Annotated in this window: 22 protein-coding genes; 13 read left to right on the top strand and 9 right to left on the bottom strand. The window is 70.0% G+C overall.

Annotation, left to right across the window (positions count from 1 at the left end):
* Nucleotides 1–107: 107 nt before the first annotated feature.
* The gene (locus OHU74_RS01885) at nt 108–4,451 is read right to left on the bottom strand and encodes a ricin-type beta-trefoil lectin domain protein (protein ID WP_371614236.1); all 4,344 of its coding nucleotides are present in this window, start codon (nt 4,449–4,451) and stop codon (nt 108–110) included.
* An 867-nt stretch (nt 4,452–5,318) separates the two neighbouring features.
* Here OHU74_RS01885 and OHU74_RS01880 point away from each other — a divergent pair.
* On the top strand, nt 5,319–5,813 hold the full coding sequence (locus OHU74_RS01880) for a hypothetical protein (RefSeq protein WP_371614235.1): 495 nt from the start codon (nt 5,319–5,321) through the stop codon (nt 5,811–5,813).
* A gap of 169 nt (nt 5,814–5,982) precedes the next feature.
* Entirely contained in the window at nt 5,983–9,123 is a 3,141-nt protein-coding gene (locus tag OHU74_RS01875; RefSeq protein WP_371614234.1) for a tetratricopeptide repeat protein, read from the top strand.
* Nucleotides 9,124–9,524: 401 nt separating this feature from the next.
* On the opposite strand, the gene OHU74_RS01870 is transcribed toward OHU74_RS01875, so the two are convergent.
* Nucleotides 9,525–9,818, bottom strand: coding sequence for a hypothetical protein (locus OHU74_RS01870; RefSeq protein ID WP_371614233.1), 294 nt, complete (start codon nt 9,816–9,818; stop codon nt 9,525–9,527).
* Nucleotides 9,819–9,934: 116 nt separating this feature from the next.
* On the opposite strand from OHU74_RS01870, the gene OHU74_RS01865 reads away from it, so the two are divergent.
* Nucleotides 9,935–10,729 carry an SMI1/KNR4 family protein gene (locus OHU74_RS01865; RefSeq protein WP_371614232.1) on the top strand — a complete coding sequence of 265 codons (795 nt, stop codon included), beginning with the start codon at nt 9,935–9,937 and terminating at the stop codon, nt 10,727–10,729.
* 103 nt (nt 10,730–10,832) lie between these two features.
* Here the strand turns inward: OHU74_RS01865 and OHU74_RS01860 are convergent, their stop codons facing one another.
* Nucleotides 10,833–11,171 (bottom strand): hypothetical protein, encoded by a 339-nt coding sequence (locus OHU74_RS01860; RefSeq protein WP_371614231.1) that lies wholly within the window; start codon nt 11,169–11,171, stop codon nt 10,833–10,835.
* 172 nt (nt 11,172–11,343) lie between these two features.
* Here OHU74_RS01860 and OHU74_RS01855 point away from each other — a divergent pair, with 172 nt between their 5' ends.
* The gene (locus OHU74_RS01855) at nt 11,344–12,585 is read left to right on the top strand and encodes a HEAT repeat domain-containing protein (protein ID WP_371614230.1); all 1,242 of its coding nucleotides are present in this window, start codon (nt 11,344–11,346) and stop codon (nt 12,583–12,585) included.
* A 76-nt stretch (nt 12,586–12,661) separates the two neighbouring features.
* Here OHU74_RS01855 and OHU74_RS01850 read toward each other — a convergent pair whose 3' ends face one another.
* Nucleotides 12,662–13,006 carry a hypothetical protein gene (locus OHU74_RS01850; protein ID WP_371614229.1) on the bottom strand — a complete coding sequence of 115 codons (345 nt, stop codon included), beginning with the start codon at nt 13,004–13,006 and terminating at the stop codon, nt 12,662–12,664.
* Between the two features lie 100 nt (nt 13,007–13,106).
* Nucleotides 13,107–13,538 (bottom strand): peptidoglycan-binding protein, encoded by a 432-nt coding sequence (locus tag OHU74_RS01845; protein WP_371614228.1) that lies wholly within the window; start codon nt 13,536–13,538, stop codon nt 13,107–13,109.
* A gap of 396 nt (nt 13,539–13,934) precedes the next feature.
* Here OHU74_RS01845 and OHU74_RS01840 point away from each other — a divergent pair, with 396 nt between their 5' ends.
* The 4 genes from OHU74_RS01840 to OHU74_RS01825 all read left to right on the top strand — a co-directional run bounded on the left by OHU74_RS01840 (nt 13,935) and on the right by OHU74_RS01825 (nt 17,765).
* On the top strand, nt 13,935–15,974 hold the full coding sequence (locus OHU74_RS01840) for an ATP-dependent DNA helicase (RefSeq protein ID WP_371614227.1): 2,040 nt from the start codon (nt 13,935–13,937) through the stop codon (nt 15,972–15,974).
* Nucleotides 15,975–16,109: 135 nt separating this feature from the next.
* On the top strand, nt 16,110–16,772 hold the full coding sequence (locus OHU74_RS01835) for a glyoxalase (RefSeq protein ID WP_371614226.1): 663 nt from the start codon (nt 16,110–16,112) through the stop codon (nt 16,770–16,772).
* 64 nt (nt 16,773–16,836) lie between these two features.
* Nucleotides 16,837–17,250 (top strand): VOC family protein, encoded by a 414-nt coding sequence (locus OHU74_RS01830; RefSeq protein ID WP_371614225.1) that lies wholly within the window; start codon nt 16,837–16,839, stop codon nt 17,248–17,250.
* Nucleotides 17,251–17,330: 80 nt separating this feature from the next.
* A complete protein-coding gene (locus OHU74_RS01825) occupies nt 17,331–17,765 on the top strand; it encodes a YdeI/OmpD-associated family protein (RefSeq protein ID WP_371614224.1) in 435 nt (144 codons plus the stop codon).
* Nucleotides 17,766–17,856: 91 nt separating this feature from the next.
* On the opposite strand, the gene OHU74_RS01820 is transcribed toward OHU74_RS01825, so the two are convergent.
* Nucleotides 17,857–18,297: a VOC family protein gene (locus OHU74_RS01820; RefSeq protein WP_371614223.1), complete on the bottom strand. Its 441-nt coding sequence runs from the start codon at nt 18,295–18,297 to the stop codon at nt 17,857–17,859.
* Between the two features lie 328 nt (nt 18,298–18,625).
* Between OHU74_RS01820 and OHU74_RS01815 the strand changes: the two genes are divergently transcribed.
* Together OHU74_RS01815 and OHU74_RS01810 are read left to right on the top strand one after the other, a co-directional pair.
* Nucleotides 18,626–19,564 carry a MerR family transcriptional regulator gene (locus OHU74_RS01815; RefSeq protein ID WP_371614222.1) on the top strand — a complete coding sequence of 313 codons (939 nt, stop codon included), beginning with the start codon at nt 18,626–18,628 and terminating at the stop codon, nt 19,562–19,564.
* 74 nt (nt 19,565–19,638) lie between these two features.
* Entirely contained in the window at nt 19,639–20,205 is a 567-nt protein-coding gene (locus OHU74_RS01810) for a GNAT family N-acetyltransferase (protein WP_371619532.1), read from the top strand.
* 35 nt (nt 20,206–20,240) lie between these two features.
* On the opposite strand, the gene OHU74_RS01805 is transcribed toward OHU74_RS01810, so the two are convergent.
* Nucleotides 20,241–20,420: a hypothetical protein gene (locus tag OHU74_RS01805; RefSeq protein WP_371614221.1), complete on the bottom strand. Its 180-nt coding sequence runs from the start codon at nt 20,418–20,420 to the stop codon at nt 20,241–20,243.
* Between the two features lie 13 nt (nt 20,421–20,433).
* Complete coding sequence (locus OHU74_RS01800) at nt 20,434–21,372, bottom strand: LysR family transcriptional regulator (RefSeq protein WP_371614220.1); 939 nt, start codon at nt 21,370–21,372, stop codon at nt 20,434–20,436.
* A 71-nt stretch (nt 21,373–21,443) separates the two neighbouring features.
* Between OHU74_RS01800 and OHU74_RS01795 the strand changes: the two genes are divergently transcribed.
* Nucleotides 21,444–22,178, top strand: a complete 735-nt coding sequence (locus OHU74_RS01795; protein WP_371614219.1) for an SDR family oxidoreductase — start codon at nt 21,444–21,446, stop codon at nt 22,176–22,178.
* A gap of 432 nt (nt 22,179–22,610) precedes the next feature.
* On the opposite strand, the gene OHU74_RS01790 is transcribed toward OHU74_RS01795, so the two are convergent.
* Nucleotides 22,611–23,180: a helix-turn-helix domain-containing protein gene (locus OHU74_RS01790; protein ID WP_371614218.1), complete on the bottom strand. Its 570-nt coding sequence runs from the start codon at nt 23,178–23,180 to the stop codon at nt 22,611–22,613.
* A gap of 140 nt (nt 23,181–23,320) precedes the next feature.
* Here OHU74_RS01790 and OHU74_RS01785 point away from each other — a divergent pair, with 140 nt between their 5' ends.
* Both OHU74_RS01785 and OHU74_RS01780 read left to right on the top strand, forming a co-directional pair.
* Nucleotides 23,321–24,100 (top strand): ABC transporter permease, encoded by a 780-nt coding sequence (locus OHU74_RS01785; RefSeq protein WP_371614217.1) that lies wholly within the window; start codon nt 23,321–23,323, stop codon nt 24,098–24,100.
* Complete coding sequence (locus OHU74_RS01780) at nt 24,097–24,813, top strand: ABC transporter ATP-binding protein (RefSeq protein WP_371614216.1); 717 nt, start codon at nt 24,097–24,099, stop codon at nt 24,811–24,813. Before OHU74_RS01785 ends, OHU74_RS01780 begins: the two co-directional genes overlap by 4 nt.
* Nucleotides 24,814–24,907 lie beyond the last annotated feature (94 nt).

Raw genomic sequence — 24,907 nt, 5'->3', positions numbered from 1 at the left:
ACATACGCGACGCCGAGCAGAAGGCCCAGGAAACAGGGCCCATGAGGACGGCCGCCCCTCCCGGGTGGGAGGGGCGGCCGTTGACGTGCTGTGGTGCTACGGGTGGATCAGGGAGCCGCGTCCAGGGTGGGGACGGGAAGGGGCGCGGTGCCCAGGGTCGTGATGCTCCAGCGCTGGGCGTTGGAGGGGTTGCAGTCGTACAGCCAGAGCTGGGTGCCCGGGGTGGTGTTGTAGTTGCCGAGGTCCACGCAGCGGCCGGAGACCGGGTTGTAGATCGAACCGTCGGCGCGGGGCACGAACTGCTGGGCCGGGGTCGGAGTACCGCCACAGGTCCGCAGTTCGAGCAGGGTGAGGTTGGCGGTGCCCGCATTGGTCGCGTTCACGCACTTGCCCTGGATCCGGAGGGATCCGTCGGCCCGTACGTCGAAGTCCTGGGCGGCGGTGCCGTTGCAGGCCGCGATCTGGATCTTGTTGCCGTCATTGGAGAGGGCGTAGTCGTTGTCCATGCAGATGCCCGGGGCGGGTGCCGCGCTGAGCGTGATCCGGCCCGTGACCGCGGGCGCGGTGGGCGCGGCCGCGTAGTTGTAGGCGGCGAAGTTGCTGACGCCGCCGTTCAGGGTGTCCGAGTTCGCACCGGAGACCTTGTACCGGCCGAAGACGATCGAACCGCTGGGGGCGGGGCTGGTGTTCGCCGCGTGGTGGCCGGTGCTGGCCAGGACGCCGTTGACGTACAGGCTCATCAGGCCGGTGCCGGCGTTGTAGACGGCGGTCAGGCGGGTCCAGGTGTCAGCGGTCCACCGGGCGGACTGGTTGGCGACGCTGGTGTAGTCGTAGGGCCAGCCTCCGCCCTGCGCGTTGGCCATGGCGAAGTGCCACTGACCGGTGTTCTTGTCGCCGTAGATCATGAACGAGCTGTTCTGCGTGCCGTCCTGGCTGACGATCATGCTCGTCGTGGGCCCGGGGCTGGTCGACCCGTGCTTGGCCCACGTGGTGATGGTGAAGTCCTTGCGGGTGTCGATGCCCGGACCGGTGGTGGTGATGCTGGACCCGGCACCGCCGAACGCCGCGTACTTGGTGCTACGGCCATCGATGACTTCGGTGGGGAAGGTGACGGCGCCCGCCACGGTCCCCGGGTACTTGTTGCCGCCAGCGCTGGGGGTGCTGGTGCCGGAAACGGCGTTCAGCTTCCACTGGACGGTGGGCGTGTTGAGGTTGCCCTGGAGGGTGAAGGCGGACGCGACGCCGGTCACGGTGGGGTAGAGGATGCTGGTGCCGTTGGGGGCGGTGCCGGCGCCGGCGAAGGAGACGAGCTGCTGCTCCTTGTCCACGGCCCAGAGGTCGGGGATGTTGTCGCCGGTGAGGTCGCCGTCGGAGCCGACGCGGGGGTAGCGGGCCGGGTCGATCTTGCCGGAGATGGCGCCGGCCGCGGGGTCGGCGATTGCGGTGAGGACGGGGGCATCAGGAGTGCCGCCCGTGACGGTGAAGGCGTGGAGCGTGCCGCCGTCGGTCTTGTTACGGGCCCACAGGGTGGCGAAGTTGGTGCCCTTGGCACGGCCGGGGGTGATCAGCTCGTAGCTGTCCCACTTGGTGTCGTTGCCGGAGATCAGGTACGCGGGCGAGTCGAGCTGGTTGGTGGCGCCGGGGATGCCGAGCCACAGGCGCCCGTTCTCCACCCACAGGAGTGAGGTCTGGGGCAGGGAATTCGGCAGGCCGGCCTTGCTGTCACCGGTGATGGAGCCGTAGGCGGCGATCTGGGTGACCTTGGACCAGTCGATGCCGAAGCCGTAGTCGGCGCAGACGATGGGGGTGCCGTCGGTCTTGGCGCAGGAGCCGGGCTTGTCCACCTTGTTGGGCGCCTGGCTGTCGACCAGTCCGGTGTTGTTGTTGGTGAAGACGTACAGGTTGGGCTTTCCCGGTTCGTGGGCGAGGAGGTCGTCCACGTTCTTGTAACCGAGGCTGCCGCGGTGGGTGAGCTGGATGCCGTTCCAGCCGTTGCCGCTCACGCTGGAGCGGGCCAGGGCGACGGGGGAGGCTGCGGGGTCGCCGCCGCCGTTGATCTGACGGATGTTGCCGGCGGAGTCGGCGAGGACGACGTCGGCCTTCTTGTCACCGTTGATGTCGCCGAAGATCGGCGCCGGGCTGTTCGGGTTCGACGGGACGTAGAAGCTGTAGGCGATGGGCTGGGACATGTTGCCCGCGTTGTCCTGCGTCTGCAGGTACAGGTAGTTCGTGCCCCAGGCCCGCGGGGTGTAGTTGACGGTGGCCTTGCCGTCGGTGAAGGTCTTGATGATCTGCGAGTCCGTGTCGGTGCAGTTCCAGTCGGAAGCCGCCTTGACCGGGTCCGTGGTCCAGCGGGCGCAGGCCAGGCCGGAGCTGCGGTTGGTACCGGTGGTCGGGGCGTTGTCCGCACCGAAGAGGGTGAAGGTGCCCGGCTCGTCGACCCGCTTGGGGTGACCGCCGGTGGTGCCGGAGGCCGGGAAGTCCGTCGAGGTCACGGAGGCGGACGGAGCGGTCCGGTCGACCCGGAAGAAGCACCAGCCGGTCTCGGCGCTGGTCAGCGTCCCGTCCGTGGTGCGCGCGGTCCAGCCGTACTGGTGGCCTTCGATGAGCCTGCCGGCGTCCACGACGACGTCACCGGAGGAGCCGTTCCAGCCGGTCTGGAACCACTGGGACGCACCGGCGGCGTCGTCGTCCCACATCTGGAAGGTCGTCTGGAGCTGACGGCCGGTGGGCGACCAGGTGTCGGACGTCAGGTAGACGTTGGTGTTGGCGCCCATCCAGCCCGGGTTGTCCCAGGGCTGGGCCGCACCGGGGGTGGTGCAGGCGGAGTAGGAGCCGGTGCCGGCGAAGCCCGGGGTGGGGCTGGTACGGGGGTTGCCGACGAAGGGCTGGAAGTCGTACGTGGTGACGACGTGCGGGGTGTTGTTGAACCGCTGGCGGTAGTACATGTTGCCTTCGTCGTCCGGCGCGAGGCCGAAGGTGAAGGTCGACCAGCGGCCGGAGGCAGCGTTCTTCATCTGCGCGGTGACGTCGTACTGGATCTCACCGGTGCCCGAGATGGTGGCGCCGCCGATCTTCGTGCAGCCGCCCATCCGCGAGTTCTTGTCACACGGCTGGTGGTTCCAGCTCGTGGGGCTGCTGATGCCCCCGGTGTGATAGAGGCCCATCGGGGTGGCCGTGCTCGGGCTGGAGGAGGAGACGACGGTGGCGTAGAGCCGCGCGTCGAGGACCTCGGCGCCGTGGATCGCCGTGTTGATCCCGATCTGGAAGTAGGCGCGCGTGCGGCCCTTGATGGTGCACGTCGAGTAGCCGCAGTAGCCGGCGGCCGGGGTGTTCTGACCGTCCGAGGTGCCGTTGAACTCGTTGGTGTCCGGGTACGCCTCCTGGACCTGCGACCACGCCTGGTTGCCGCTGTCGGCAGTGGGGTTGACGCCCGGGTCGATGTACCAGGGGCCGGTGCCCTGGCCGAGGAGGGAGGTGTCGGGGGTCAGGTCGATGCCGGTGGCGTCGGTCTTGACGGCGATGGGCTTGACGTTGGCGGTGTCGCCGGGTGCGTCGGCGGTGGACGTCGCCACCGCGTCGGCGGCGGCAGGGGCCGGGGCGGCCTGCGGGGCGGCGTCGGCTCCGCTCACGGCTGCGGACTTACCGGCCTTGGCGCCGCTCTGGGGAGCTGCGGCGGTGTCCGGGGTGGCCGTCTTGGCGGAGTCCCACATGAAGGAGGTGGGGCTGGTGAAACGGGCCTTGCCCTGGACGTCGTTGAAGGCGATGTTGCCCGCGGCGTCGGCGGAGGTGTGCAGCCCCGGGGCGTCGACGTCGAGGCGGATCTTCTTCAGGGCCGGGTTGGCGGCGGCCTGGGCGGTGCGGACGATCAGGACCTGGCTCCAGCCGCCGAGCTGGGTGGCGGTCAGGCGCAGGTCGACGTCGGGCAGGACGTTCTTGTAGAGGGCGTCGTTGCCGTCGAGCGTGGGCTTGGGCAGCTTGAACGGGGCCTTGAAGGCCAGCTTCTTGCCGTCGCCCGTCGTCATCGTGGCCATCGGCCCGGTACCGCCGCCGGAGATGCTCAGCGCGGAGGGAACGACGGTCGGGGAGATGGTGCCGTCGGCGTTGACCTTGAGGGTGGTGTCGATCGCGCGCCAGGAACCGTTCGCCTGCTTCACCCGCTCCGGGGCCGACGCGGCATCGACGGTGAGCGTGCCACCCGGATTGGCGAACGTCTGCGAGTTCGCGGTCGTCAGGTGGTCGACGACCACCCGCTTCCCCATGCTCTTGGCCTGCGCCAGCGCGGCCTCCAAGGCCTTCTGCTCGGCAGTGGGCTTGGGCTTGGGGGTCGAAGCCGGCCAGTTGTGGTTGGCCGGGCCGTGGTTGGCCGGGCCGTTCTCCGCGAAGGCGCTCGGGGCGGCGATCAGCCCGGCCCCCAGGGACAGCACGGCTACGCCGACCAGGGGAAGCATGGCGGCCGCGGACGCCTGTCGACGCCGGAGTCTTCCGGGTCTGGGGTCATGTGAAGAAAGTGATGGCCTCATGGGCGGAGGTCCTCGCTATGCGCGTCGGTGAACGAAGGTCAGGCGCACGCTCCTTACTCTGTGCAAGCCTGTCAACGTTTTGTCAGATCTATATGTCTGGTTCATGGCAATGGTTGCCGGATTGCCTGTCAAGTGAGATTGATCATGTAAGGGAATCGTAAGAAAAACCTGTACGGATTCCCCCTTCCCTTCGTAGGGTCGATTTCCGGACTCTGGCGAAATCGGACTTATTCATTCCCTTTCTGTGGGGGGGGGTGGGTTGGTCTCGTCAGGGTGGTTCGTTTTTGTGCTCGCGTGAAAAGGGTGTGGGTGCCGCCGTCGCAAGTGGCGCTGCCGCAGACCCAGCCGGTGAACGGCTCGATCGCCCAGGCGGGTTGACGCCAAGGCGTCGGCAGGTGTGTGGATCTGTTTGGATCCCGGACGCGAGGGCGACGGATCAGGCCGGCGCCGCGATGGTTTCGCTCGGCGAGGGCAGCGAATCGGGAACTGTCATTGCTGGCGCAAGGCCTGTTCAGGCCGGTGAGTTTCCCGGTACGGCTCTCCGCGCTCCGGCTCTGGGACACGTGCTCGTCGTGGCTGTGGCTGTGGCTGTGGCTGTGGACACGGGCCGTCACTCCGAAGCCCGGTCATGTCCATGGCCGGGGCCCCTGGAGGCTGCCCCAGAGGGTGGGGCGCGTTGGGGATCTTCGGGTTTCTGGATTTCCGCTCCGGTAACCCGTGCCCTCCTTAGGGTGGTTCTACTGTCTTTTCGGTCGGCCGGCCCAGGCGTCGACCCGTAGCCCAAGGGGGAGGATCGTGCTGGTCGAGGCGTTGACGACGTTGGCGGCGGCCGCGGGCGGTGCGGTGGCACAGGCCGCCGGGACCGACGCGTGGCAAGCGGTGCGGCGGCGCGTGGCGGAGCTCTCCGGGCGTGGTGACGCCGAGCTGGAACGCCTCGACCGGACCTCGCGTGCGCTGGAACCGGGCACGACCGCGGACCAGGAGAGCGAACGCGTACGGCAGGCGGGCATGTGGCAGGCACGCTTCGAGACCCTGCTGGAAAGCCTGGATCCCGAGGACCAGCGGCGCGCGGCCGACGAGCTGCGGGCGCTGCTCGCGTTCGTCACGGGCTCGGACGGTGACGTGGCCGCGGCCACCGGTAGGGCGGTGGCCAGGGACGGGGGCACTGCGGTGACGGGCGTCGAGCGTGCCGGGGGAGGGGGCGGACGGTCGGCGCGAGCATTCAACACCGGGGACGCGGAGGCCACCGGCCCGGGCTCCCGAGCGGTCAGCGGCATCACTGACGCGTAGCCGGCGCGTAATCCGATGTACAGCCATCAGGCAGCCGTCGGGCGGACAACGATGGCCGATGGCCGATGGCCGATGGCCGATGGCCGAAGACCGATGGCCGAAGACCGAAGACCGATCGCCGAAGTACGAAGCACGAAGACCGAAGAGCCGAAGGACGGAGGGCGCGGCCGTGGCCAAATGGCGCTGGGGCAGGCGGCGTGACAAGGGCGGGCGCACCATGGCGCGGGGCACGGCCGTCGAAGGGTTGCGCGTGACGGGTGACGTCCCTCCCGATCCCTCCGTGCAGCAGGTGACGGGGAGCGGGAACGCCGTCGCCGACAACGGCGGCATCGCGGTCACGGGCATCTACAACGATCACTCCTCCGTGCTGCTGCCACCCGAGGTGTTGCGGTCGGCGGCCAAGGTGAAGGCCCCTCGGGGGATGAACGATCTGCCGTACCTGCCCGCGCACTTCGTGGGCAGGGCGTCCGAACTCGACGCCCTCGACACCGCCCTGAGGACGCCCGGCAAGGTGCACCTGCAGGCAGTCCACGGACTCGGCGGAGTCGGCAAGAGCGCCCTGGCGGCCCACTGGGCGTCGACCCGGTCCCGATCCCGTTCCCGCGGGCTGAAGACGATCCGGTGGATCACCGCCGACAGCCCGGCCGGCGTCCAGGAGGGGCTGGCCGGCCTGGCCATCGCCCTGCAGCCCGCGCTGGCCAAGGTGCTCACGGCGGACGCCCTGGCCGAGTACGCGCTGCAGTGGCTGGCCGGGCACAGCGGCTGGCTGCTGGTCCTCGACAACGTCAGCGACCCGGCCGACATCGCCGGACTGCTCGCCCGCGCCCCCGGCGGCCGGTTTCTGATCACCAGCCGGCTCGCCACGACGTGGACCACCGCCACCACCGTCATCCGCCTCGACGTCCTGGACCCGGCCGAGTCCCTGACCCTGCTCACCGACATCGTCAACGCGGCCGGCCCCCGCGACCTGGACGGCGCCGCCGAGTTGTGCGCCGGACTAGGCCATCTGCCCCTCGCCGTCCGACAGGCCGCCTTCTACCTGGCCCGGAACCCCTTGCTCACCCCGCGCGACTACCTCGACCTCCTGCGCCAGGAACCAGCTGAAACGTTTCAGCGGGCTGGTGAGGAAGGCCGCACCGCGGCCGAGCGAACCGTCGCCCGCGTCTGGCGCGTGACGATGGACCGCATCAGCGAACTCCAGCCGTCCGCGGTCGACCTCCTGCGCACCTTGGCCTGGTACGCCCCCGACCGCATCCCCGCCCACCTCCTCGACGGGACGGCCGCGCCCCCCGACGTCGCCGGGGCGATCGGGCTCCTGAACGGCTACAGCATGATCGGTGTCGACCCGGCCACCCGCACCCTCTCGGTGCACCGCCTCGTACAGGATCTGGCCCGTACGCCCGACCCCGACGACCCGCACCGTAACTGGATGCGCGTCGAGGTGGACCGCGTCCGCGCGACCTGTCTCCTGCACGCCGTCGTTCTCCCCATGTCCTGGCGGGAACCCGCCTCATGGCCCCAGTGGCGCAGCCTGATCCCGCACATCGACGCCCTGGTCCGCAACGCGCCGGACTCCGACGACCTGCCCGATACGGCGGATCTCCTCAACCAGGCGGGGGGATACCTCCACAGCCAGGGGCTGGCCGACCGGGCCGTCCCGCACCATGAGAGGGCGCTCGCCTTCCGGGAACGGAAGCTGGGGCCGGACCATCCCCGCACCTCCGATTCCCTCAACAACCTCGCGGCCGCCCGCCAGGCGATCGGTGACCTGGCCGGGGCCGTTGAGCTGTTCGAGCGGGCCATCGCGGTGACCGAGCAGCAGATGGGCAAGGACCATCCGCTCAGCATCGGATCCCGGTCCAATCTCGCGGGCGTCATCCTGGAGGCCGGGGACGTGGGCCGCGCGACGGCCATGTACGAGCAGGCCCTCGCCGACAGCATCCGTCTGGGGGGCGAAGAGCATTACGTCGCGATCCTCGTCCGCTGCGGTCTGGCGAACGCCTACCTGGCGGCTGGGCACTTCGACCGGGCGGTCGCCCTGCAGGAGCGGACCGTCGCCATCAGCACCCGTGTGCTGGGGGAGGACCACGTCGACACCCTCGCCGCCCGCCTCATCCTCGCCCAGGCGTCCCAGGCCGCGGGAGACCCGGCCCGGGCCGTCCCGCTGTACGAACAGCTCCGCCGCGGCCAGGAGCGCGCCCTGGGCGAGGACCACCCGTACACCCTCGCCACCCGCACCAACCTCGCCTTCGCGCACCGGGAGTCGGGAGACCCGGGCCGCGCGATCGAGGAGTACGAGCAAGCGGTCGAGGACCGGTCGCGCGCCCTGGGCGACGACCACCCCCACACCCTCACCGCCCGCGGCCAACTCGCCGACGCCCATGTCCAGGCCGGGCACTCGGAGCGGGCGATCCCGCTCTGCAAGCGGGTACTCGAAGACCGGCTGCGGGTGCTGGGCGAGGACCACCCCGACACCCTCGCCGCCCGCGAGAGCCTGGCCTCGGCGTACCGGGCGGCGGGAGAACTCGGCCGGGCGATCCTGCTCTGCGCCCAGGTACTCGAAGACCGGCTGCGGGTGCTCGGCGAGGACCACCCCGACACCGTCAACGCCCGCAGCAACCTCGCTGTCGTCCACGCGGAGAGGGGGGATCCGGATACGGCGATTCCCCTGTCCGAGCAGTCCCTCGCCACGAGCGTGCGCATGCTGGGCGAGGACCACCCGCACATCCCCTCCGCCCGCCTCAACCTGGCGTCCGCTTACCAGGCCGCTGGCAACCCGGGCCGGGCGGTCCCCCTCCTCGAGCAGGCCCTCACCGCATACGTCCGCACACTGGGTGAGGACCATTTCCGGAGCCTCAACGCCCTCCACGCCCTCGCCAACGCCCACCGCGAGGCGGGGAATCCGGCCGCGGTCGTCCCGTTGTGCGAACGGATCCTCGCCTCCTACGGACGGACGCTGGGCAAGGACGATCCCCAGACCCTCCAGGCGGCCTCCAACCTCGCTCTCGCCCACCTGGAGGCGGGAGACACGGAACGGGCCCTCCCACTGCTGAAGACGGCCTACCGCACCGCGAAGCGCGCATTCGGCCCCGGGCACGTCGATTTCCTCACGGCCGGCCACAACCTCGCCCAAGCCCACCACGTGGCGGGAGACCTGGGCAAAGCCATCCGCCTCTACCGCAGGATCCTCTTCATGAGCGTCCCGATCCTGGGGGAGTCCGACCCGCTGACGATCTCCGCCCAGGCCCATCTGGCGGCGGCCTACGCCGAACAACAGGCCCGCCGGATGGGTCAGACCAGGCCCCGATAGCCCTTTTGTCGGACTCGGCGAAGGTGCTCCAAACCAACGCACCATCAGGATAGAGTCGCAGCTCAGCGAGCCTGCTCCCCGTGCATGCAGGGATGAACCCTCGGGCGACCAGTCAAGGTCCCAGCGCTCGGTCTGCTCCCCGCGCATGCGGGGATGAACCCAGGCCGTCTCCAGCGAGCTCGCCGGCGTCATGCCGCTCCCCGCGCACGCGGGGATGACCCCCAAACCGCCTGGACGGAAGATGGTCGCGCGGCTGCTCTCCCCGACCGCCGAGCGAGAGGCTCGGGCCGCGGCCGGGCAGCCTGAGAACGGACAGCAGGAGCAGCGGCTTGCCGCGCGAGTGCCGAGCGGGTGGAGTTGTGGCGGTCGATGGGCCGGGACGGCCCGTGGAAGGCGTCCGCTCAGCGAGGGCGGGTCGTCCGCGCCAGCGCGATGGCGCCCAGGGTCGCGGCGGCGATGGCGCCCGCCGCCATGAGTCCGCCGCGCGAACGCCAGGAGAGCACCGAGAACGTCGACTGCGCGGAGAGCAGGGAGCCCGCGCTCATCCAGGAGCCGGTCGAGGCGACGGAGAGCGCCGAGCCGATCGAACCGATGGACAGCACGCTGCCGACCGAGCCGATGGAGAGCACCGAACCCACGGAACCGATGGACAGCACCGAGTCCTGGGACCACAGGGAGAGAGATCCGGAAGCCATGCGGGTCATGCTGCCACACGAGCGCGGGACGGCTCCGTGCCTCACGTCCAGGACGGTCGCCGCGGGATGGGAGGGGTGCCTTCCAGTGCCCGGATCGATCGGGCAGGGTGGAGATCATGCTTTCTGATCATCAAGAGTGCGACGTGGTCGTCACAGCCGTGGCGCCCGTAGGGACCGCCATCCACACGCAGGGGTACGAGGGTTTCATCGACCAGGCCAAACACCCCTCATGGCGCTCGGACGCTCCCCGCCCCGCGGTCGGTGACCGGATGCGCGCGGTAGTTCTGGACTCCACCAGGAAGCCGCCGCGGTTCAGCGCCCTTCCGAGCGACATCCGGATCGCCCGGAGCCTGCGCTGTACCGAACCCCTGATGCGCCTGTGCCCGCCCCCGCCTGCTGAAGATGCCCGGGTCGTCGCGTGGGACGCCGTGGAGGCAGCCTTGGGCATTGCCCTGCCGGCCGACTACAAGCGGCTCGTCGAGACGTACGGCGGCGGCCAGTTCGCCGGAACGCTCTGGCTGCTGGAACCGGGCTGTCCGGAAGAGATGTACGACCTGGTCGCCCAGACCGCGGAACGCGAGGAGACCCTCGCCGACCTCTGGGACGCGGGCGAGGCCGAGCCGCCGGAACTCCATGACGGCGCCGCCAGGCTGGTGCCCTGGGCGTACGTGGAAGGCGCGGGACACATGCTGTACTGGCTGGTCCGGCCCGGCGTCGAGCCGGAGGAATGGACCGTCATCCTCAACGGGGGCCGCGGCCCACTCTGGGAATCCCATGCGGCATCGTGCAGCCGATTCATCCTTGACGTGGTGGCCGGCACGACGACCTCGACCTACTTCACCGACCACGAGGACACCGCCGACCCGGCCGACAGGACTTGTTTCAGGCCCAACTCGCACATCCTCAGCTGAAAGGGCGCGGGCGGTGTCGGTGGCGGCCGTGAGACTGCCACAGCTCCACCGTCGGTACGTGTACGTGTACGTGTACGTGTACGGGCTCCAGCGCGTCCGGCGGTCAGACGTAGCTGAGGATGACCAGCAGGGCCGCGCACTCGGCCAGGATCTGGACGGCGACGGCCCCCTGCCGCACCCGGACTACGGGCGCGGCCATGGCGACCACGAACGCCACGGCCGCGACGCCGGCACCCCAGAAGAACCAGTGCGGCGGCAGCCCGGAGGCACACTCCTCCCCGTAGTTCAGACAGCGCGCGGCCGACTCCGGCACCAGGGTGAGCAGAAAGGCCGCCACCACGCCCGGTACGAAGAGGGCGGCGGCGATGGCGGCCCACAGCCGGCTGCGGTCCCGGGCTGCCGGGGCGGAGAGCGTGTGGTCGGGGGCGGGGGTTGTGTTCATGCCGTCATCCAACCGCTGCGCGCCGGAATCACACAGCCGTCCGGATACTCAGGTCCGGGGTGCGGACGTACTCAAAGAGCTGTGAGCGGGTCTTCCTGATTCGCGCCATGGCGTTAATGATGCGGCGGCGGTCTCGGCAGTTGGCGTCGGCAAGGGCGGGGGTGGTTCCGCGATGGGGCCGGACTGGGAGCTCGTAGCGGCGGTCCGGCGGGGGGACGCGGCGGCCGTGACGGCCTTGTTGGAGGCGGGAGCGGCTGCGTACACGGTCGCGGAGGACGGGCTGACCGTGCTGTGTCTGGCGGTCGGCGCGCACGATGCGGATGTCGCGGGCGCGCTGATCGGGGGCGGTGCGGATCCGGACCGGAGGTTGCCGGACGGAACGACCCCTCTCGAACGAGCGGTCGACGGCGGCTCGCCCGCGGTGACCAGAGCCCTCCTGGGGGACGATCCGCTCCCGCGCATCCCCGAAGCCGAACGAGAGCGGCTGCTGGCGCTGGCCCGGCACTGGCACGAGCGGGGCGCGGAGATCGAACTCCGCGACAGGACCGCAGAGTTCGGCCCTGTGCGCGAGGAGTACGTCGAGGGCAGCCGCTACCGCTACGTGGTCCGGCTGACGCTCGGCCCACTCACGGTATACGCCGGGCACGGCGCGATCCTGACGGATCTGGAATGGGCCTTCGGCATCCTGACGCCCGTGGACGAGCTGATGGCCAGGGCCCTGACCGGCCACTGGCACAACGACGTCGACGAGTCGTCCGTCACCGCGGTCCTCACCCATCGCATCGGTGAGGAGACCTTCGCGGCGGTGATCGCGCACCGGCACGATCCGGACCCGGAGCAACGGCTGCTCGTCCTCACCGTCCTCGAGTCCTACCGGCTGCGGCCCCTGCGGATGCTGTTCCAGCGGTCGAGCTGGGGGAACACCTTCGCGAAGGAGACGGTGGACGTACTCGTGGCTTGGGCCACCGATGGCGAGGAGGACGACCCGGCGGTCCTGGCCAGGGTGCTCTGGATGCTGGGCGAGATGGGCCCGCCGGAAAGCGAGGCCATGGGGCTGCGGTACGCAAGTCACCCGAGCGCGCGCATCAGGGCCGAGGTCCCCGTGCTCCTGCTCGACTGGGGCACGCGCCTGCCTCCCCCGCCCGCGGCCAAGGAGGCCCTGCTGACGCTCGCGGCGGACGATGACGCACGCGTGCGGCGCGAGGCCGGCGGGACACTGGTCGTGATCGCGGGCCACAACGGGATCGACGACCTCGCCGGGACCATCGTCGGGCTGCTCCGCGATCCCGAATCCCAGGTGCGGGAACACATTGCCGCGGTCATCAGGCTCTACGGCGATGAGGTCCGCACCCCGGCCGTGGCCGATGCCCTCGCGCCCCTACGGGACCAGGACGGCGGCCCAGTCGACAGGTGAGTACCGGCTCGGCTCAGGCGCCGCGCGGCCCGTGCCAGTGGCCGGCCGGTGACGGACCGGCCGGCCACGCCGTGGTTCAGGGGCAGCCGGAGGTGATGTTGATCGCCACGACGCCGGCGCCGAGGCCGAAGCTCTGGCCCGGGCGGATCTGGTCGATGAATCCGGTCCCGAACTCCAGGTACGCACAGTCGTCGTGCCGGGCGTTGGTGACCCAGCGGGCCGTACGGGTCTTGGCGCTCGTGCTCTGCCAGCCGACGTCCTTGTACATCGTCAGGATGTTCTGGTTGGAGTCGAGGAAGCACACGTAGGGCCACGGGCACGTCTGGGCGGCTGCGGCCGGGGACGCGGTGGCTGCGGTCAAGCCGGTGGCGGCGAGGACGCCGGCGAGTGCGAAGGAAGCGAACTTCAGCCTCTTGAACATGATGGATCTGCCCAATCTTGAGATCTCAAATGAAGGGGGGAGGGGGAGAGGGGAGGGAGTTTGACGCCGCCTGCCTCTGCGGGAGTCCCGCCCGGGGTGGTCAGTTGAAGTCGCCGGGGATGTAGTTCCAGCACCAGCCGTGGCTGCCCGTCAGCGGGGAGCCGTTGTAGTCCTGGTCGCCCAGGGTCAGCAGGCGCGAGCCGGTGGCCGGACCGACGACGCCGTCCTGGCCGAGGCCGACCATCTTCTGGAACCACCGGACGTTGGCGTCCGTCCTGGGGCCCCACGAGCTGTCCTCGGAGAGGGTGCGGTAGGGCGGCGGCGTCGTGATGGTGCCCTGGGCGTAGAGCTGGTTCACGAGGTAGTTGATGTTGTGCTGCACGCACCACACACCGTTCCCGGAGGTGGTGCGGCCGTATCCCAGATAGGGCGCGCCAGGGGCGGCGCTCGCGGCCCCCGCCGTACCCAGCAGTACCGCCCCCGCCATGGCGAGAGCGGCAGCGTTCCTGGCGAGCTTGGTCCCGATGGACATGTAAAGCAATCTCCTTACCTACGTGCCCTGTTCAAGACACATGGCTTGATCATATAGCCCAAATGTGCGACTGGAGGCCTGTGTTGAAGGCAGGCAGGCGGCCATGGGCTCGATGGCGCCGGTCGCCTCGCCGGCATCCAAGGGTGAGCTCGCCACAGGGCAGGCGGGCATCGGGAGTGCAATGAGCGATATACGGACCGGCGGAATGCATGGAACGCGATACGGTCAGCCGTCATGGATTCAGCCGCAGGGCCATGACGTACCAAGTAAGTCAAGACTTACCTTCAGGGAACTCTGACCGTATGGTGTGGCTCGAATCGAAGGATCCGAAGGAGCCCCCTGTTGTCGGAAATGAATGATCCCGCTGTGCGTGCCGTTGAATCGGAGCGGGATTATGTGTCCTCCTTATACGAGTTGCTCGCCGAGCGGATTTCCGAGGCGCGAGTGCACCGGGCGAGTGTGCTGAAGGCCCCGGCGGAAAGCGTCGGTGAGGCATACGAGAGAGAAATCACCGCCGAGCGTCTGGCCAAGGAAATCGGCCGGCTGGAGGGCGCCGAAAAGGGGCTGGTCTTCGGGCGCATCGACTGGACGGACGGCACGGCCCTGCGCATCGGGCGGATCGGACTGCATACGGAGGAGGACGACCTGCCTCTGCTCGTGGACTGGCGCGCGAACGCGGCGCGGCCCTTCTACGAGGCGACTCCGGTCCACCCGATGGACCTGCGGCGGCGCCGGCACCTGCGCCTCGAGGAGCGCACGGTCGTCTCGGTGAGCGACGAACTGCTGGACGGGACCGCCCCGACCGACGAGGACGTCGTGGGGGACGGCCCGTTGACCGAGGCACTGTCGGCACGGCGTACGGGCAGGATGCACGCGGCCGTCGCGACGCTGCAGGCCGAGCAGGACGAGGTCGTCCGCTCCGCCCACCGCGGGGTGACCGTGGTGCAGGGTGGGCCCGGCACCGGCAAGACGGTGGTCGCCCTGCACCGGGCGGCCTACGTCCTGTACGCGTTCCCGCGCGCCGCGGAGGAGGGTGTCCTGGTGGTGGGCCCGAACGCCCGGTTCCTCGACTACATCTCCCAGGTCCTTCCCTCGCTCGGGGAGAACGACGTCGCTCTGGCGACCTGCCGGGAACTGGCCGGAGTGTCCACGGACACGGTGGACCCGTTCGACACGGCGCGTCTCAAGGGCAGCTCCGACCTCGCCGACGCCCTGGCCGGTCTGCTGCACGTCCACCAGGCCCCCGCCGGTGACTTCACCGTGCGGGTCGGACAGGAACTGGTTCGCCTCTCCGGCGAGGAAGTGGCCACGGCACGCGACGCCGCCGTGGCAGCCGTACCGGGGCACAACCCGGCGCGCCAGGTATTCAAAGAGCTCTTGGTCGACGCCGTCACCGACGCGATGCAACGGGACATGGGCGACCTCCTGGAGCAGATCGACGCCGATGCCGAGAGGATGACGGGCATCAACCTCGACCGGTTCACGGGAGCCGCCCAGCGCCGTGCCGAAGGTGCGGCCGACCCGGGTCCGGCCCATGAGCTGGACCTGGACGCCATCCGAGCCGATCTCCTCGACGACGACGACGACGACGCCGGCGTCGATCGAGCGGTCGAGGCGTTGTGGCCGCGGCTGGTACCCGGTGACCTCGTGAAGGCGCTCCTGACGGACGCCGGCGCCCTCGCCGAGCACCTGCCCCGCCTGACCGCGCAGGAGCGGTCGCTTCTGCTGCGCGGTCGGGACACCCCGTGGGCCGATGCCGACGTGCCATTGCTGGACGAGGCGGCGAGCCTGGTCGACGGCCCTCCCGAGCAGACGTACGGGCACGTCGTAGTCGACGAGGCGCAGGAACTGACCGCCATGCAGTGGCGGATGATCGTACGCCGCTGCCCGGCACGGGCGATGACGCTGGTGGGTGACTTCGCCCAGGCGGGCCCGGTCGCGACGGCACGCGACTGGAAGGAAGCACTGAGCCCCCACGTCGGACCGCGGTTCAAACTGCACAACCTGACCGTCAGCTACCGCACCACGCAGGAGATCCTGGAGAGCGTCCGGGACCTGCTCACGCGGATCGCTCCGGACCAGAAGCCCACGCGGTCACTGCGAAGCGGTGAAAGCCCGCGCACTGTGACCACACCTCCGGACGGTTCGGTCACCGCCGTCGTCTCGGAACTCCGCGCCCAGAGCGCCGCGCATCCGGGCGAGCTTCTGGGAGTGATCTGCGCGGACACCCGGGTGAGCGAGCTGACGGCCCGGGGCATCGCTCACCACGCACGCATCGTGCCGGCGTCCGAAGCACGCGGCCTGGAATTCGACGGGGTGGTCGTCATGAACCCCGAGGAAATCATCACGGCCCGCCCCGGTGGGGAAAGGGACTTGTACGTGGCCCTGACCCGGGCCACCAAGCGCCTGTGCACCATCACCGTCCAGCCCGCCTGAGGACGCGGGTACGGCCCGCGATGGGGGGCGGGTGATCAGGGTGGAGGGGATGCCGGTGTGCGTGGAGAAGGGGGTCTTGAGACCGGTCAGGAATCGAGAAGCCGTGGTTGTGGTGCAGCGCCTAGCGTGTTGGTCATGGCAACCACCGCTTCCACCGCAGCCCACACGTCCCTCGGTTCCGTCACCCTCGAGGTGGCCGACCTCGAGGGCGCCCGCCGCTTCTACAGCGCCTTCGGAGTGGACACCTACATTCACCTGCGGGCGTCCGAGACGCCCTCCACCGGGTTCCGTGGCTTCACGCTGGCGCTCACGGTGTCCGGGCCGGCCACCGTCGACGGCTTCTTCGGCGCCGCCGTGGCAGCAGGCGCCACGGTCCTCAAGCCCGCCGCGAAGTCACTGTGGGGCTACAGCGGCGTCGTCCAGGCCCCGGACGGAACGATCTGGAAGATCGCCACCTCGGCGAAGAAGAACACCGGCCCCGCCACCCGTCAGATCGACGACATCGTCCTGCTGATCGGCGTCGAGGCCGTGAAGGCCACCAAGCAGTTCTACCTCGACCAGGGCCTGAGCGTGGCCAAGAGCGTCGGCAGCAAGTACGTCGAGTTCACCCCCGGCCAGCCCGGCGCCGTCAAACTGGCCCTGTACAAGCGCCGCGCCCTCGCCAAGGACCTCGGAGTCCCCGCCGAGGGCACCGGCTCACACCGCATCACCCTCACCAGCAGCACCGCCGGCGCCTTCACCGACCTGGACGGGTTCGCCTGGGAGATGGCCGCCCCGCCGGCCCCCACGTCGTCCTGACTCCCGCCCCACTCCAGCCCCGCTCAACCGGCACGCACATACCCACCAGCGCAAGGAGTACGTCATGAAAGCCCACGTCAGCTCGATCCTCCTCGGTGTCCGCGACATGGACCGGGCCAAGCAGTTCTACACCGAGGGACTCGGCTGGAAGATCGAGAACGACTTCGGGATCTCGGTGTTCTTCGCATCGGACGGCGCCTCCCCGGTCGGTTTCTACAGCCGCGAGGGCCTGGCCGGCCAGGTGGGCACCGACCCGGAGGGCAGCGGCTTCAGCGGACTGGTTCTGACCTACGTCGTCCGCAGCCGGACACGGGTCGACGAGATCATGACGGAAGCCCAGAACGCCGGCGCCAAGATCCTCAACCCCGCCGGCGCCCTGCCCTGGGGCGGATACGGCGGCACCTTCGCCGACCCCGACGGCTACATCTGGAGCCTCGGCCACAGCACCCAGGGAACCGACCAGCCCTACGCCGAATAGCCACGAACCCCAGCCTCACAGCCGTCCCGGACGGCCGGCAGGATCCGCACCCAACGAGCACGCCGAACAAGGAGAAGACCATGAAGTTCCGGGCCCACGTCGAGCCACCCGAGCCCATGCGAGGCCTGGAAGTTCCACCCGAGGTGGTAGCAGCACTCGGCGCGGGCGCACGGCCACCGGTGACGATCACCATCAACGGGCATTCCTGGAAGAGCCGGATCGCCCTCCTGCGCGGCCGCCACCTGCTGGGCCTCAGCAACGCCAACCGGCAAGCCGCAGGCATCGCAACCGGCGACGAGGTCGAGATCGAACTCGACCTCGACACCGAGCCGCGCGTCGTCGTCGAGCCCGCGGACTTCACCCAGGCCCTGGACGAGGACCCCGCCGCTCGCGCGGCCTACGACAACCTCGCCTACAGCCACAAACGCGAGCACGTACGCGCCATCGAAAGCGCAAAGAAACCCGACACACGCCAACGACGCATCGAGAAGGCCATCGCCACCCTCCGGGGCTGACCCCCGAGAAGCGATCCGCCGGCCATGAAATCGCGCGGAGGCCCGACCCTGTCCCATTCGGGGTCCGAGCCGGTCGTGCGGTTTCCCCTTCTCAGCGCAATTGCTCGGCCAGACCGACGATGATGCCCTCCGGGCCGCGGACGTAGCAGAGCAGATAGCTGTCCTCGAACCGGGCGATCTCGCCGACGAGTTCGGCGCCGTGAGGGCGCAGGCGGGCAACGGTGTCTTCGAGGTCGTCGACGGCGAACATGACGCGGTGCGTGCCCAGAATGTTGTGCGGCCGGTTGCGCGGCCCGTCGCTGATCGCCGCGGGGCTACGGTACTTCGCCAGCTCGAGCCGGCTGTGACCGTCCGGGGTGCGGACCATCGCGATGTCACAGCGGACGCCGTCGAGCCCGGTGCACTGGTCGGCGACGAGGCCCTCGACCTGCGCCTTGCCTTCCAGCTCCATTCCGAGTTCCACGAAGAACGCGATGGCGGCGTCCAGGTCCTCGACGACGATGCCGACGTTGTCCATCCGCTGAATCGCCATGCTGGCTTCTCCTTCCTCGTGCGGCCGGTAGCGGCCGCTGATGTCCCCGGGACGGAGCCGGTGACACGTTCTCGACATCCTCCGACCACCGAACTCCCAGAGATGTGCATCGCGCCACTCAGTACCACTGCGGCAGGCCCGAGAGCCAGGCGCCACCACCATGGAGACTGAGCGCGGCGCAGGCGCCCGCTCCCGTGAAGACGATCAGCCGCAGCGTGCCGTCCCCGCTCTTCTGGACGCACGCGAACCTCGGACGCGAAGGAGTGGTTGGCTGTCGGCAGACGGATGGGCTTGAGTCTCCACTAGGGGGAGACACGAAGGTGGGGGCATGCACGACGACACGCTGTACTCGATCGGCGAGCTGGCCCAGCGGACCGGTCTCACGGTCAAGACCATCCGGTTCTACTCCGATCGCGGAATCGTGGCGCCGACTGACCGGAGCCCTGCCGGCTACCGCCTTTACAACATAGATGCCGCTGCACGCCTGGACCTCGTGCGAACCCTGCGCGAACTGGGACTGGACCTTCCCACGATCCGGAAGGTCATGGACCGGGAGCTCCCATTTCCCGAGGTCGCCGCGGCGCACGCCGAAGCACTGGCGGTACAGATCAGTACCCTGCGCCTGCGGCGCGCGGTACTGACGGCGGTGGCCAAACGCGGGTCCACCCCCGAGGAGACGGACATTATGCACAAGCTTGCTCAGCTCTCCGAGGACGAACGCCGACGTCTGATCGGCGATTTCCTCGACGCTGTCTTCGGCGGTCTTGACGCCGCGCCCGAATTCGCGGGTGTCATGCGCTCGATGACGCCCGAGCTGCCTGACAACCCGGAGGCGGAGCAGATTCAGGCGTGGGTGGAATTGGCTGAGATGTCCCAGGATGCGGATTTCCGGGCCAGCGTGCGACGGATGGCCGAGGGCCAGGCGGCCGAGCAGGCTCGAAGCGACACCACGGGCCCGCGCCGCGACATTGCCGCAACCGTCCGTGACCAGGCCGGCCCGGCCTTGACCGCCGGCACCGCCCCGGCGTCGCCCCAGGCCGATCCAATCGTCGCGGCGCTCGCAGATCACTACGCGCACCTCCTCGGCGTCCCCGACGACAATGAGCTTCGCCGCCGGCTGGCGACTCGGCTGGAGAGCGTGAACGACCCCCGCAGGGAGCGGTACCTCCAGCTGCTCGCAGTGGTCAACGGCTGGCCGGCCCCGGAGAGTTTGGCCCCAGCGTTGGAATGGTCGGTCCAGGCTCTGCGCGTCCGGACACAGCAATGACGGGGCGGTCGCAAGGCGGCCGGGGCCGGACGCGGCTGGCGTCGGGTGAGAACGCCGCCGCACGTGATCGGTTGATCAACGCCCCCGTCATACTGCAGGCGGAAGCGACGCCGTCTGCTCCCGCTCTTGTCCTTCGACCCTGGCGCCTGGAGGACGTTGCCGCACTGGTCGAGGTGAGCCGGGATCCTGCATTGCGCCAGTGGGCCAGCTCTGTCGTGGACAACGATGCCGACGGGGCACGGTGGGTGCAGGCCCAACAGCGGGGCTGGGCAGCAGGGGACCGGTTCGGCTTCGCCGTCTTCGAGGCACAACCCGGATCAGTTCACGAACAGTTGGTGGGCAACGTGATCCTCAAGGAAGTCACCTCCGGCAAACCTGCAGCGGAGGTGGGCTACTGGACCGCGGCGCACGCTCGCGGTCGGGGCGTGGCCCCCCGCGCTCTAGAGGTTCTCACCGGCTGGGCCTTCGACACCTTCGGGGCCGCCGGGCTGCAACGTCTTGAGCTCCTTCATCAGGAGGACAACCTCGCGTCGTGCCGCGTTGCCCAGAAGAGCCGGTACGAGTTCGACAGAGTCCTGCCCGCCGCGCCGCCCACCTTCCCTCTCGATGGACACCTACACATACGGCGCATGCATGTCTGAGGCCCAGTCGACGTCTGCGGATCGCTTGAGGCCGCCTATGCCACGAGGATCTCGGGGCGCTCAACGAGGTGGCCGCCTCGCACCGGCGGGGATGAACCTGGCAGCAAGGTCAGGGTGCGTGCCGGTGCGCTCCTGGGGCCGTCGGGCAGGTGCGCCATCGCGTCCTCGAGGATCTGGTCGGCGCGGACCAGCGTGTGGACGTAGAGCGTGAGCACGGGCAGGGTCACCTCACTGAACCATGTGGTCAGGGTGGTGGGTGGCGACGTCGTGGGCGGCTTGGACGAAGGCGGCGACGGCTGCGGATCGCGAGGTCTCCGGCCAGGCGACCATGACCGCGCTGGGGCTGAGGCCGGTGACCGGCCGGTATGCGATGTCCGGGCGCTGGTGCCGCTCGGTGGTGGAGCGTGCCAGGAACGCCACCGCCTGGCCCAGCGCAACCACCTCCAGGAGCTGCTCGACGCTGGCCACGAGCGGCCCCTCAGGAGTGTCGGCCGGCGCCGAGCCTGTGTGGCCATCGCCTGCTTCTGCTCCGTCGCACCCTGTGTAGTAGGCGGTGGCGGAGGGGGCGGCCCCCTTCCAGCGCGGGATCGGTTCGCCCTGGAGGTCGGCCAGCCGCAGTCGCCGGCGTCCGGCCAGCCGGTGCGCGGCGGGGAGAACGGCCAGTCGCGGCTCGACCACGAGCGTCTGGGAATCCAGCCCTTGACCGTCGAACGGGCTGCGCAGCAGCGCTACGTCGGCACGGCCGTCCCGCAGCATGGAGATCGGCTCTCCGCTGCCGCCGACGACGACTTCAGGCGGCGGCAGATGCGAACCCGTTCCCCGGTAGGCGGCGAGGATCTCCCGCAGCAGCCCGGCGTCGCCTCCAGGCTTGACCGCCACGACGAGCTGGGGTGTCGGCTGACCCGCCCGGCGCGCACGCCGGGCCGCCGCGTGCACTGCGTCGACCGCGATCCGGGCCTGGTCGAGCAGCACCTGACCGGCGGTGGTCAGCCTCACCTGCCGGGTGGTGCGCTCCAGCAGGCGTACCCCGAGCCGGGACTCCATCTGAGCGATCGCCTTCGACAGCGGGGGCTGCGCCATCGCCAGGCGTTGCGCGGCCCGGCTGAAGTTCAGTTCCTCGGCGACCGCGATGAAGTACCTCAGCTCGCGCACCTCCAGCTCACTCATATCTGTGGACTATAGATCCAGAGTCTTCCGGTCTTTCCCTGCCACCCGTGGGGGAGGGGAGGCTGGGTGCCATGACGACTTCGCAGAAGACTGCTCTGATCACCGGCGCGAACAAGGGAATCGGCAAGGAAACGGCGCGCAGGCTCGCAGCCCTCGGCATCACCGTGCTGATCGGCGCCCGCAACACCGAGCGTGGCGAGGCGGCGGCCGAGGAGCTTTGCTCGGGCGGCGCCGACGTACGGTTCGTACCGCTGGACGTCACCGACGAGACCTCGGTCCAGGCCGCCGCCAAGCACATCGACGCCACGTTCGGCCGCCTCGACATCCTCGTCAACAACGCCGCGATCGCCACCGGACCGCAAAAGCCGAGTGAAACCACCGCCGCCACCCTCCGGCAGGTCTACGAGACCAACGTGTTCGGCGTCATCGCGGTGACCCACGCCATGCTCCCCCTGCTACGCCGCTCCGCCGCCGCACGCATCGTCAACATGTCCAGCGAACTCGGCTCCCTCACCCACCAGGCCGACCCGGGCAGCCCGTGGTCCGCCTACACCTCGATCCTCCTCCCCTACTGCACCTCGAAGAGCGCGCTGAACGCGATCACCGTGCTCTACGCCAATGAACTGCGCGCCGAAGGGATCCTGGTCAACGCGGTGAGTCCCGGCTACTGCGCGACCGACCTCAACCGCCACACCGGGATACGCACGCCGGAGGAGGGCGCGGCCGTGGCGGTTGCCCTGGCGACTGCGGGCGAGGACGGCCCGACGGGCGCCCTTCTGGCCGAGGACGGGCCGATTCCCTGGTGAAACCATGCCGCGCCGTCTCCGCCTGAAGCCTGCCGGGGTGTTTTCAACCCCCGCCGTGACGATCACTGGCCTCTGGCGCGGCGCCCATCCTCGCAGGCCCTACTGGTAGTTGGTGGGCGCACAAGCCAAGACGGGCACAAGGTGATCACTCGTCTCGCGGAATCAGCGTCAAGGGCTGGGCCGCGGGTCAGCCGGTGGTTTCCATCGCGGTTGTGTGCTCGTCGTGTTCACGTAGCAGACGCAGGGTGGTGGCGAGCATGTCCTCGTCGGCGTCTGGAAGTTCAAGACCGTGTAGCCCGGCTCACCACCCCTTTGCCGTGCCGGTACCTCACACGGGCAAGCCATCGGAGCCCCGCCGGGCCGGCAAGGCGCGGGCGTCCCGTCCGGTGCGGGCTGCCTCCGAAGGGGGCGGCTCTTCGGCCCCCGGGTGGCTCAGGCGCTCGCGATGACCAGCAAGGTGCGGGCGGCGACCGGCCCCGTCAGGCGGCACCGGTGCCGGACCTGGCCCGGGTGGTGGGCGCTCTGTCCGGCGCGCAGGATCAGCGGTTCCTCGCCCTCGACCTCCAGGGCGATCTCGCCTTCCAGGACGTAGAGGAAGTCCTCGCCAGGGTGCTCGAACCAGCCGCGCTCGCCCTGGCCGGGCTCGAAGCGGTGCTCGTAGGCCTCCATCAGTGCGCTGCGGCCGCCGGGGATGAGGACCTGTGCGGTCTGCCCTGCGGCCTCGTTCACGCGGATCACCTGCGGGTCGCTCTCGTGGCTGACCGCGCCCGGTCGCGCGGGTGGTCGCAGGAAGGTGCCCGGGGCGACGTCCAGGGCTTCCGCGATCCGGTAGATCGAGCTCAGGCTGGGAGTGGCGAGGCCGCGTTCGAGCTGGCTGAGGAACGGCTGGGAGAGCCCGGAACGGGTGGCGAGGACGGCCATGGAGACGCCGCGCTCTCTGCGGCAGGCCCGGATCACCCGTCCGACCTCGATCGCCTCCGGTGTGGGTTCGGGTCGAGACACGCAGGTGAACGTACCTCATCACCGCCCGGGGGCCGGAGGCCCCGGTGAGGTTTCGTACTGCCGCAACACTCCCGTCATAAGCGTGGTCAATTATTGACCTCGCTTATAGATGTCGAGGAACCAAACAGAGGAGCCGCCCCGTGCCCGCCACCCCCTCACCGCCCGGCCGGGCCCTGCGCGGGCTCGGACCGGCCCTGGGCGCGGCAGGCGCCGTGCTCGCACTGTGGCACCTGCTCGCCCGGTCCGGTGCCGTGGCACCGGGGCTGCTGCCCACCCCGGGCGAGACCATGGCCGCGCTCGTGGTCAGCGCCCGCAGTGGCATGCTGGCCGCCGATCTCGGCGCGAGCCTGGTCCGTGCCGGGCAGGGTTTCGCGCTGGGCGCCCTCGCCGGCAGCGCGCTGGGCTTCGCCACCGGCTACTTGCCGAGGCTGTCCGCCGCCGTCACCCCGGTGGTCTCCTTCCTGCGCCCGATCCCCGCCATCGCACTGGTGCCGCTCGCGACCGCCTGGTTCGGCATCGGGGAGACCGCGAAGCGCCTGCTCATCGCGTACGCCGTGCTGCTCGCCGTCTGGCTTTACGTCCACGACGGGGTCTCCCGGGTACCGGTGTCCCACCTGAGGGCGGCCCGGTCGCTGGGGGCGCCGCTGCACCGGCGGTTCACCGAGGTGCTGCTGCCCGCCGCCGCGCCCGCGCTGCTCGCCGCGTTGCGGTACGGAGCTTCGGTCGCGCTGCTCGCCCTGGTGGCGGCGGAACTGGGCGGCGCGGACAGCGGGCTGGCGTACCGACTTCAGGTGGACGGACAGTTCCTGCGGGTGGACAGGATGTTCGCGGGGCTGCTCGTGCTGGGCCTGCTCGGGGTGGCCGTCGACCTCGTACTGGCCGCGGTCGGCCGCCGGTTCGTGCACTGGAGCACCTCATGAGCCTCGGTGTACGACTGGAGGGGCTGTCGGTCCGCTACGGGGCCGCCCCGGTCCTGGAGCGCACCGACCTGGAGCTCCCCGCGGGCTCGTTCACGGCGCTGCTGGGGCCCAGCGGGTGCGGCAAGTCCACGATCCTCAACCTGGTGGCCGGGTTCGCGCGCCCCACCGAAGGCCGGGTGACGGCGGGTTCCGCACCCGTACGCGGACCCGGCCCGGAGCGGGGCGTGGTCTTCCAGCACTACGCGCTCTTCCCCTGGCGCACCGCCCGCGGCAACGTCGAGTTCGCCCTCAAGCGGCTCGGCCTGCCGCGCCCGGAGCGTCGCAGGCGGGCCCTCGCGGCGCTGGCCGAGGTGGGGCTCGCGGACGGGTCCGAGAAGTACCCGGCGCAGCTGTCCGGAGGCATGCAGCAACGCGTGGCACTGGCCCGGGCGCTGGCCGCGGAGCCCGAAGTGCTGCTGATGGACGAGCCGTTCGGAGCGCTGGACGCACTGACCCGGACCCGGATGCAGATCCTGCTGCGGGAGCTGTGGCAGCGCCGCGGCACCACCGTCCTGTTCGTCACGCACGACATCGACGAGGCACTGGCCCTCGCCGAACGGGTCGTCGTCCTCGGCGGAACTCCGGGGCGCGTCCTGGCCGACCACGCCGTGCCCGCCGGGCCTCCCGACCCCGCCCTGCGCTCACTGATCGCAGGCCACCTCGGCGTGGGCTGAAGAGCGCCCTCGGCTCGCTCCCGCTCCCGTCTCCTCCTTCACCTCGAGCTCCGCCCACAGCTCCATGTCCATGCCCCTCTCCCTTCCTGGAAGG

Source organism: Streptomyces sp. NBC_00454, assembly GCF_041434015.1.
In the GTDB taxonomy this organism is placed as follows: domain Bacteria; phylum Actinomycetota; class Actinomycetes; order Streptomycetales; family Streptomycetaceae; genus Streptomyces.
This window is presented reverse-complemented; position numbering and strand designations above follow the sequence as displayed.

Coding starts and splice junctions, on each gene's coding strand:
- OHU74_RS01885 (WP_371614236.1), bottom strand. CDS start 4,451: ATGCTTCCCCTGGTCGGCGTAGCCGTGCTGTCCCTGGGGGCCGGGCTG.
- OHU74_RS01870 (WP_371614233.1), bottom strand. CDS start 9,818: ATGGCTTCCGGATCTCTCTCCCTGTGGTCCCAGGACTCGGTGCTGTCC.
- OHU74_RS01865 (WP_371614232.1), top strand. CDS start 9,935: ATGCTTTCTGATCATCAAGAGTGCGACGTGGTCGTCACAGCCGTGGCG.
- OHU74_RS01860 (WP_371614231.1), bottom strand. CDS start 11,171: ATGAACACAACCCCCGCCCCCGACCACACGCTCTCCGCCCCGGCAGCC.
- OHU74_RS01855 (WP_371614230.1), top strand. CDS start 11,344: ATGGGGCCGGACTGGGAGCTCGTAGCGGCGGTCCGGCGGGGGGACGCG.
- OHU74_RS01850 (WP_371614229.1), bottom strand. CDS start 13,006: ATGTTCAAGAGGCTGAAGTTCGCTTCCTTCGCACTCGCCGGCGTCCTC.
- OHU74_RS01845 (WP_371614228.1), bottom strand. CDS start 13,538: ATGTCCATCGGGACCAAGCTCGCCAGGAACGCTGCCGCTCTCGCCATG.
- OHU74_RS01835 (WP_371614226.1), top strand. CDS start 16,110: ATGGCAACCACCGCTTCCACCGCAGCCCACACGTCCCTCGGTTCCGTC.
- OHU74_RS01830 (WP_371614225.1), top strand. CDS start 16,837: ATGAAAGCCCACGTCAGCTCGATCCTCCTCGGTGTCCGCGACATGGAC.
- OHU74_RS01825 (WP_371614224.1), top strand. CDS start 17,331: ATGAAGTTCCGGGCCCACGTCGAGCCACCCGAGCCCATGCGAGGCCTG.
- OHU74_RS01820 (WP_371614223.1), bottom strand. CDS start 18,297: ATGGCGATTCAGCGGATGGACAACGTCGGCATCGTCGTCGAGGACCTG.
- OHU74_RS01815 (WP_371614222.1), top strand. CDS start 18,626: ATGCACGACGACACGCTGTACTCGATCGGCGAGCTGGCCCAGCGGACC.
- OHU74_RS01800 (WP_371614220.1), bottom strand. CDS start 21,372: ATGAGTGAGCTGGAGGTGCGCGAGCTGAGGTACTTCATCGCGGTCGCC.
- OHU74_RS01795 (WP_371614219.1), top strand. CDS start 21,444: ATGACGACTTCGCAGAAGACTGCTCTGATCACCGGCGCGAACAAGGGA.
- OHU74_RS01780 (WP_371614216.1), top strand. CDS start 24,097: ATGAGCCTCGGTGTACGACTGGAGGGGCTGTCGGTCCGCTACGGGGCC.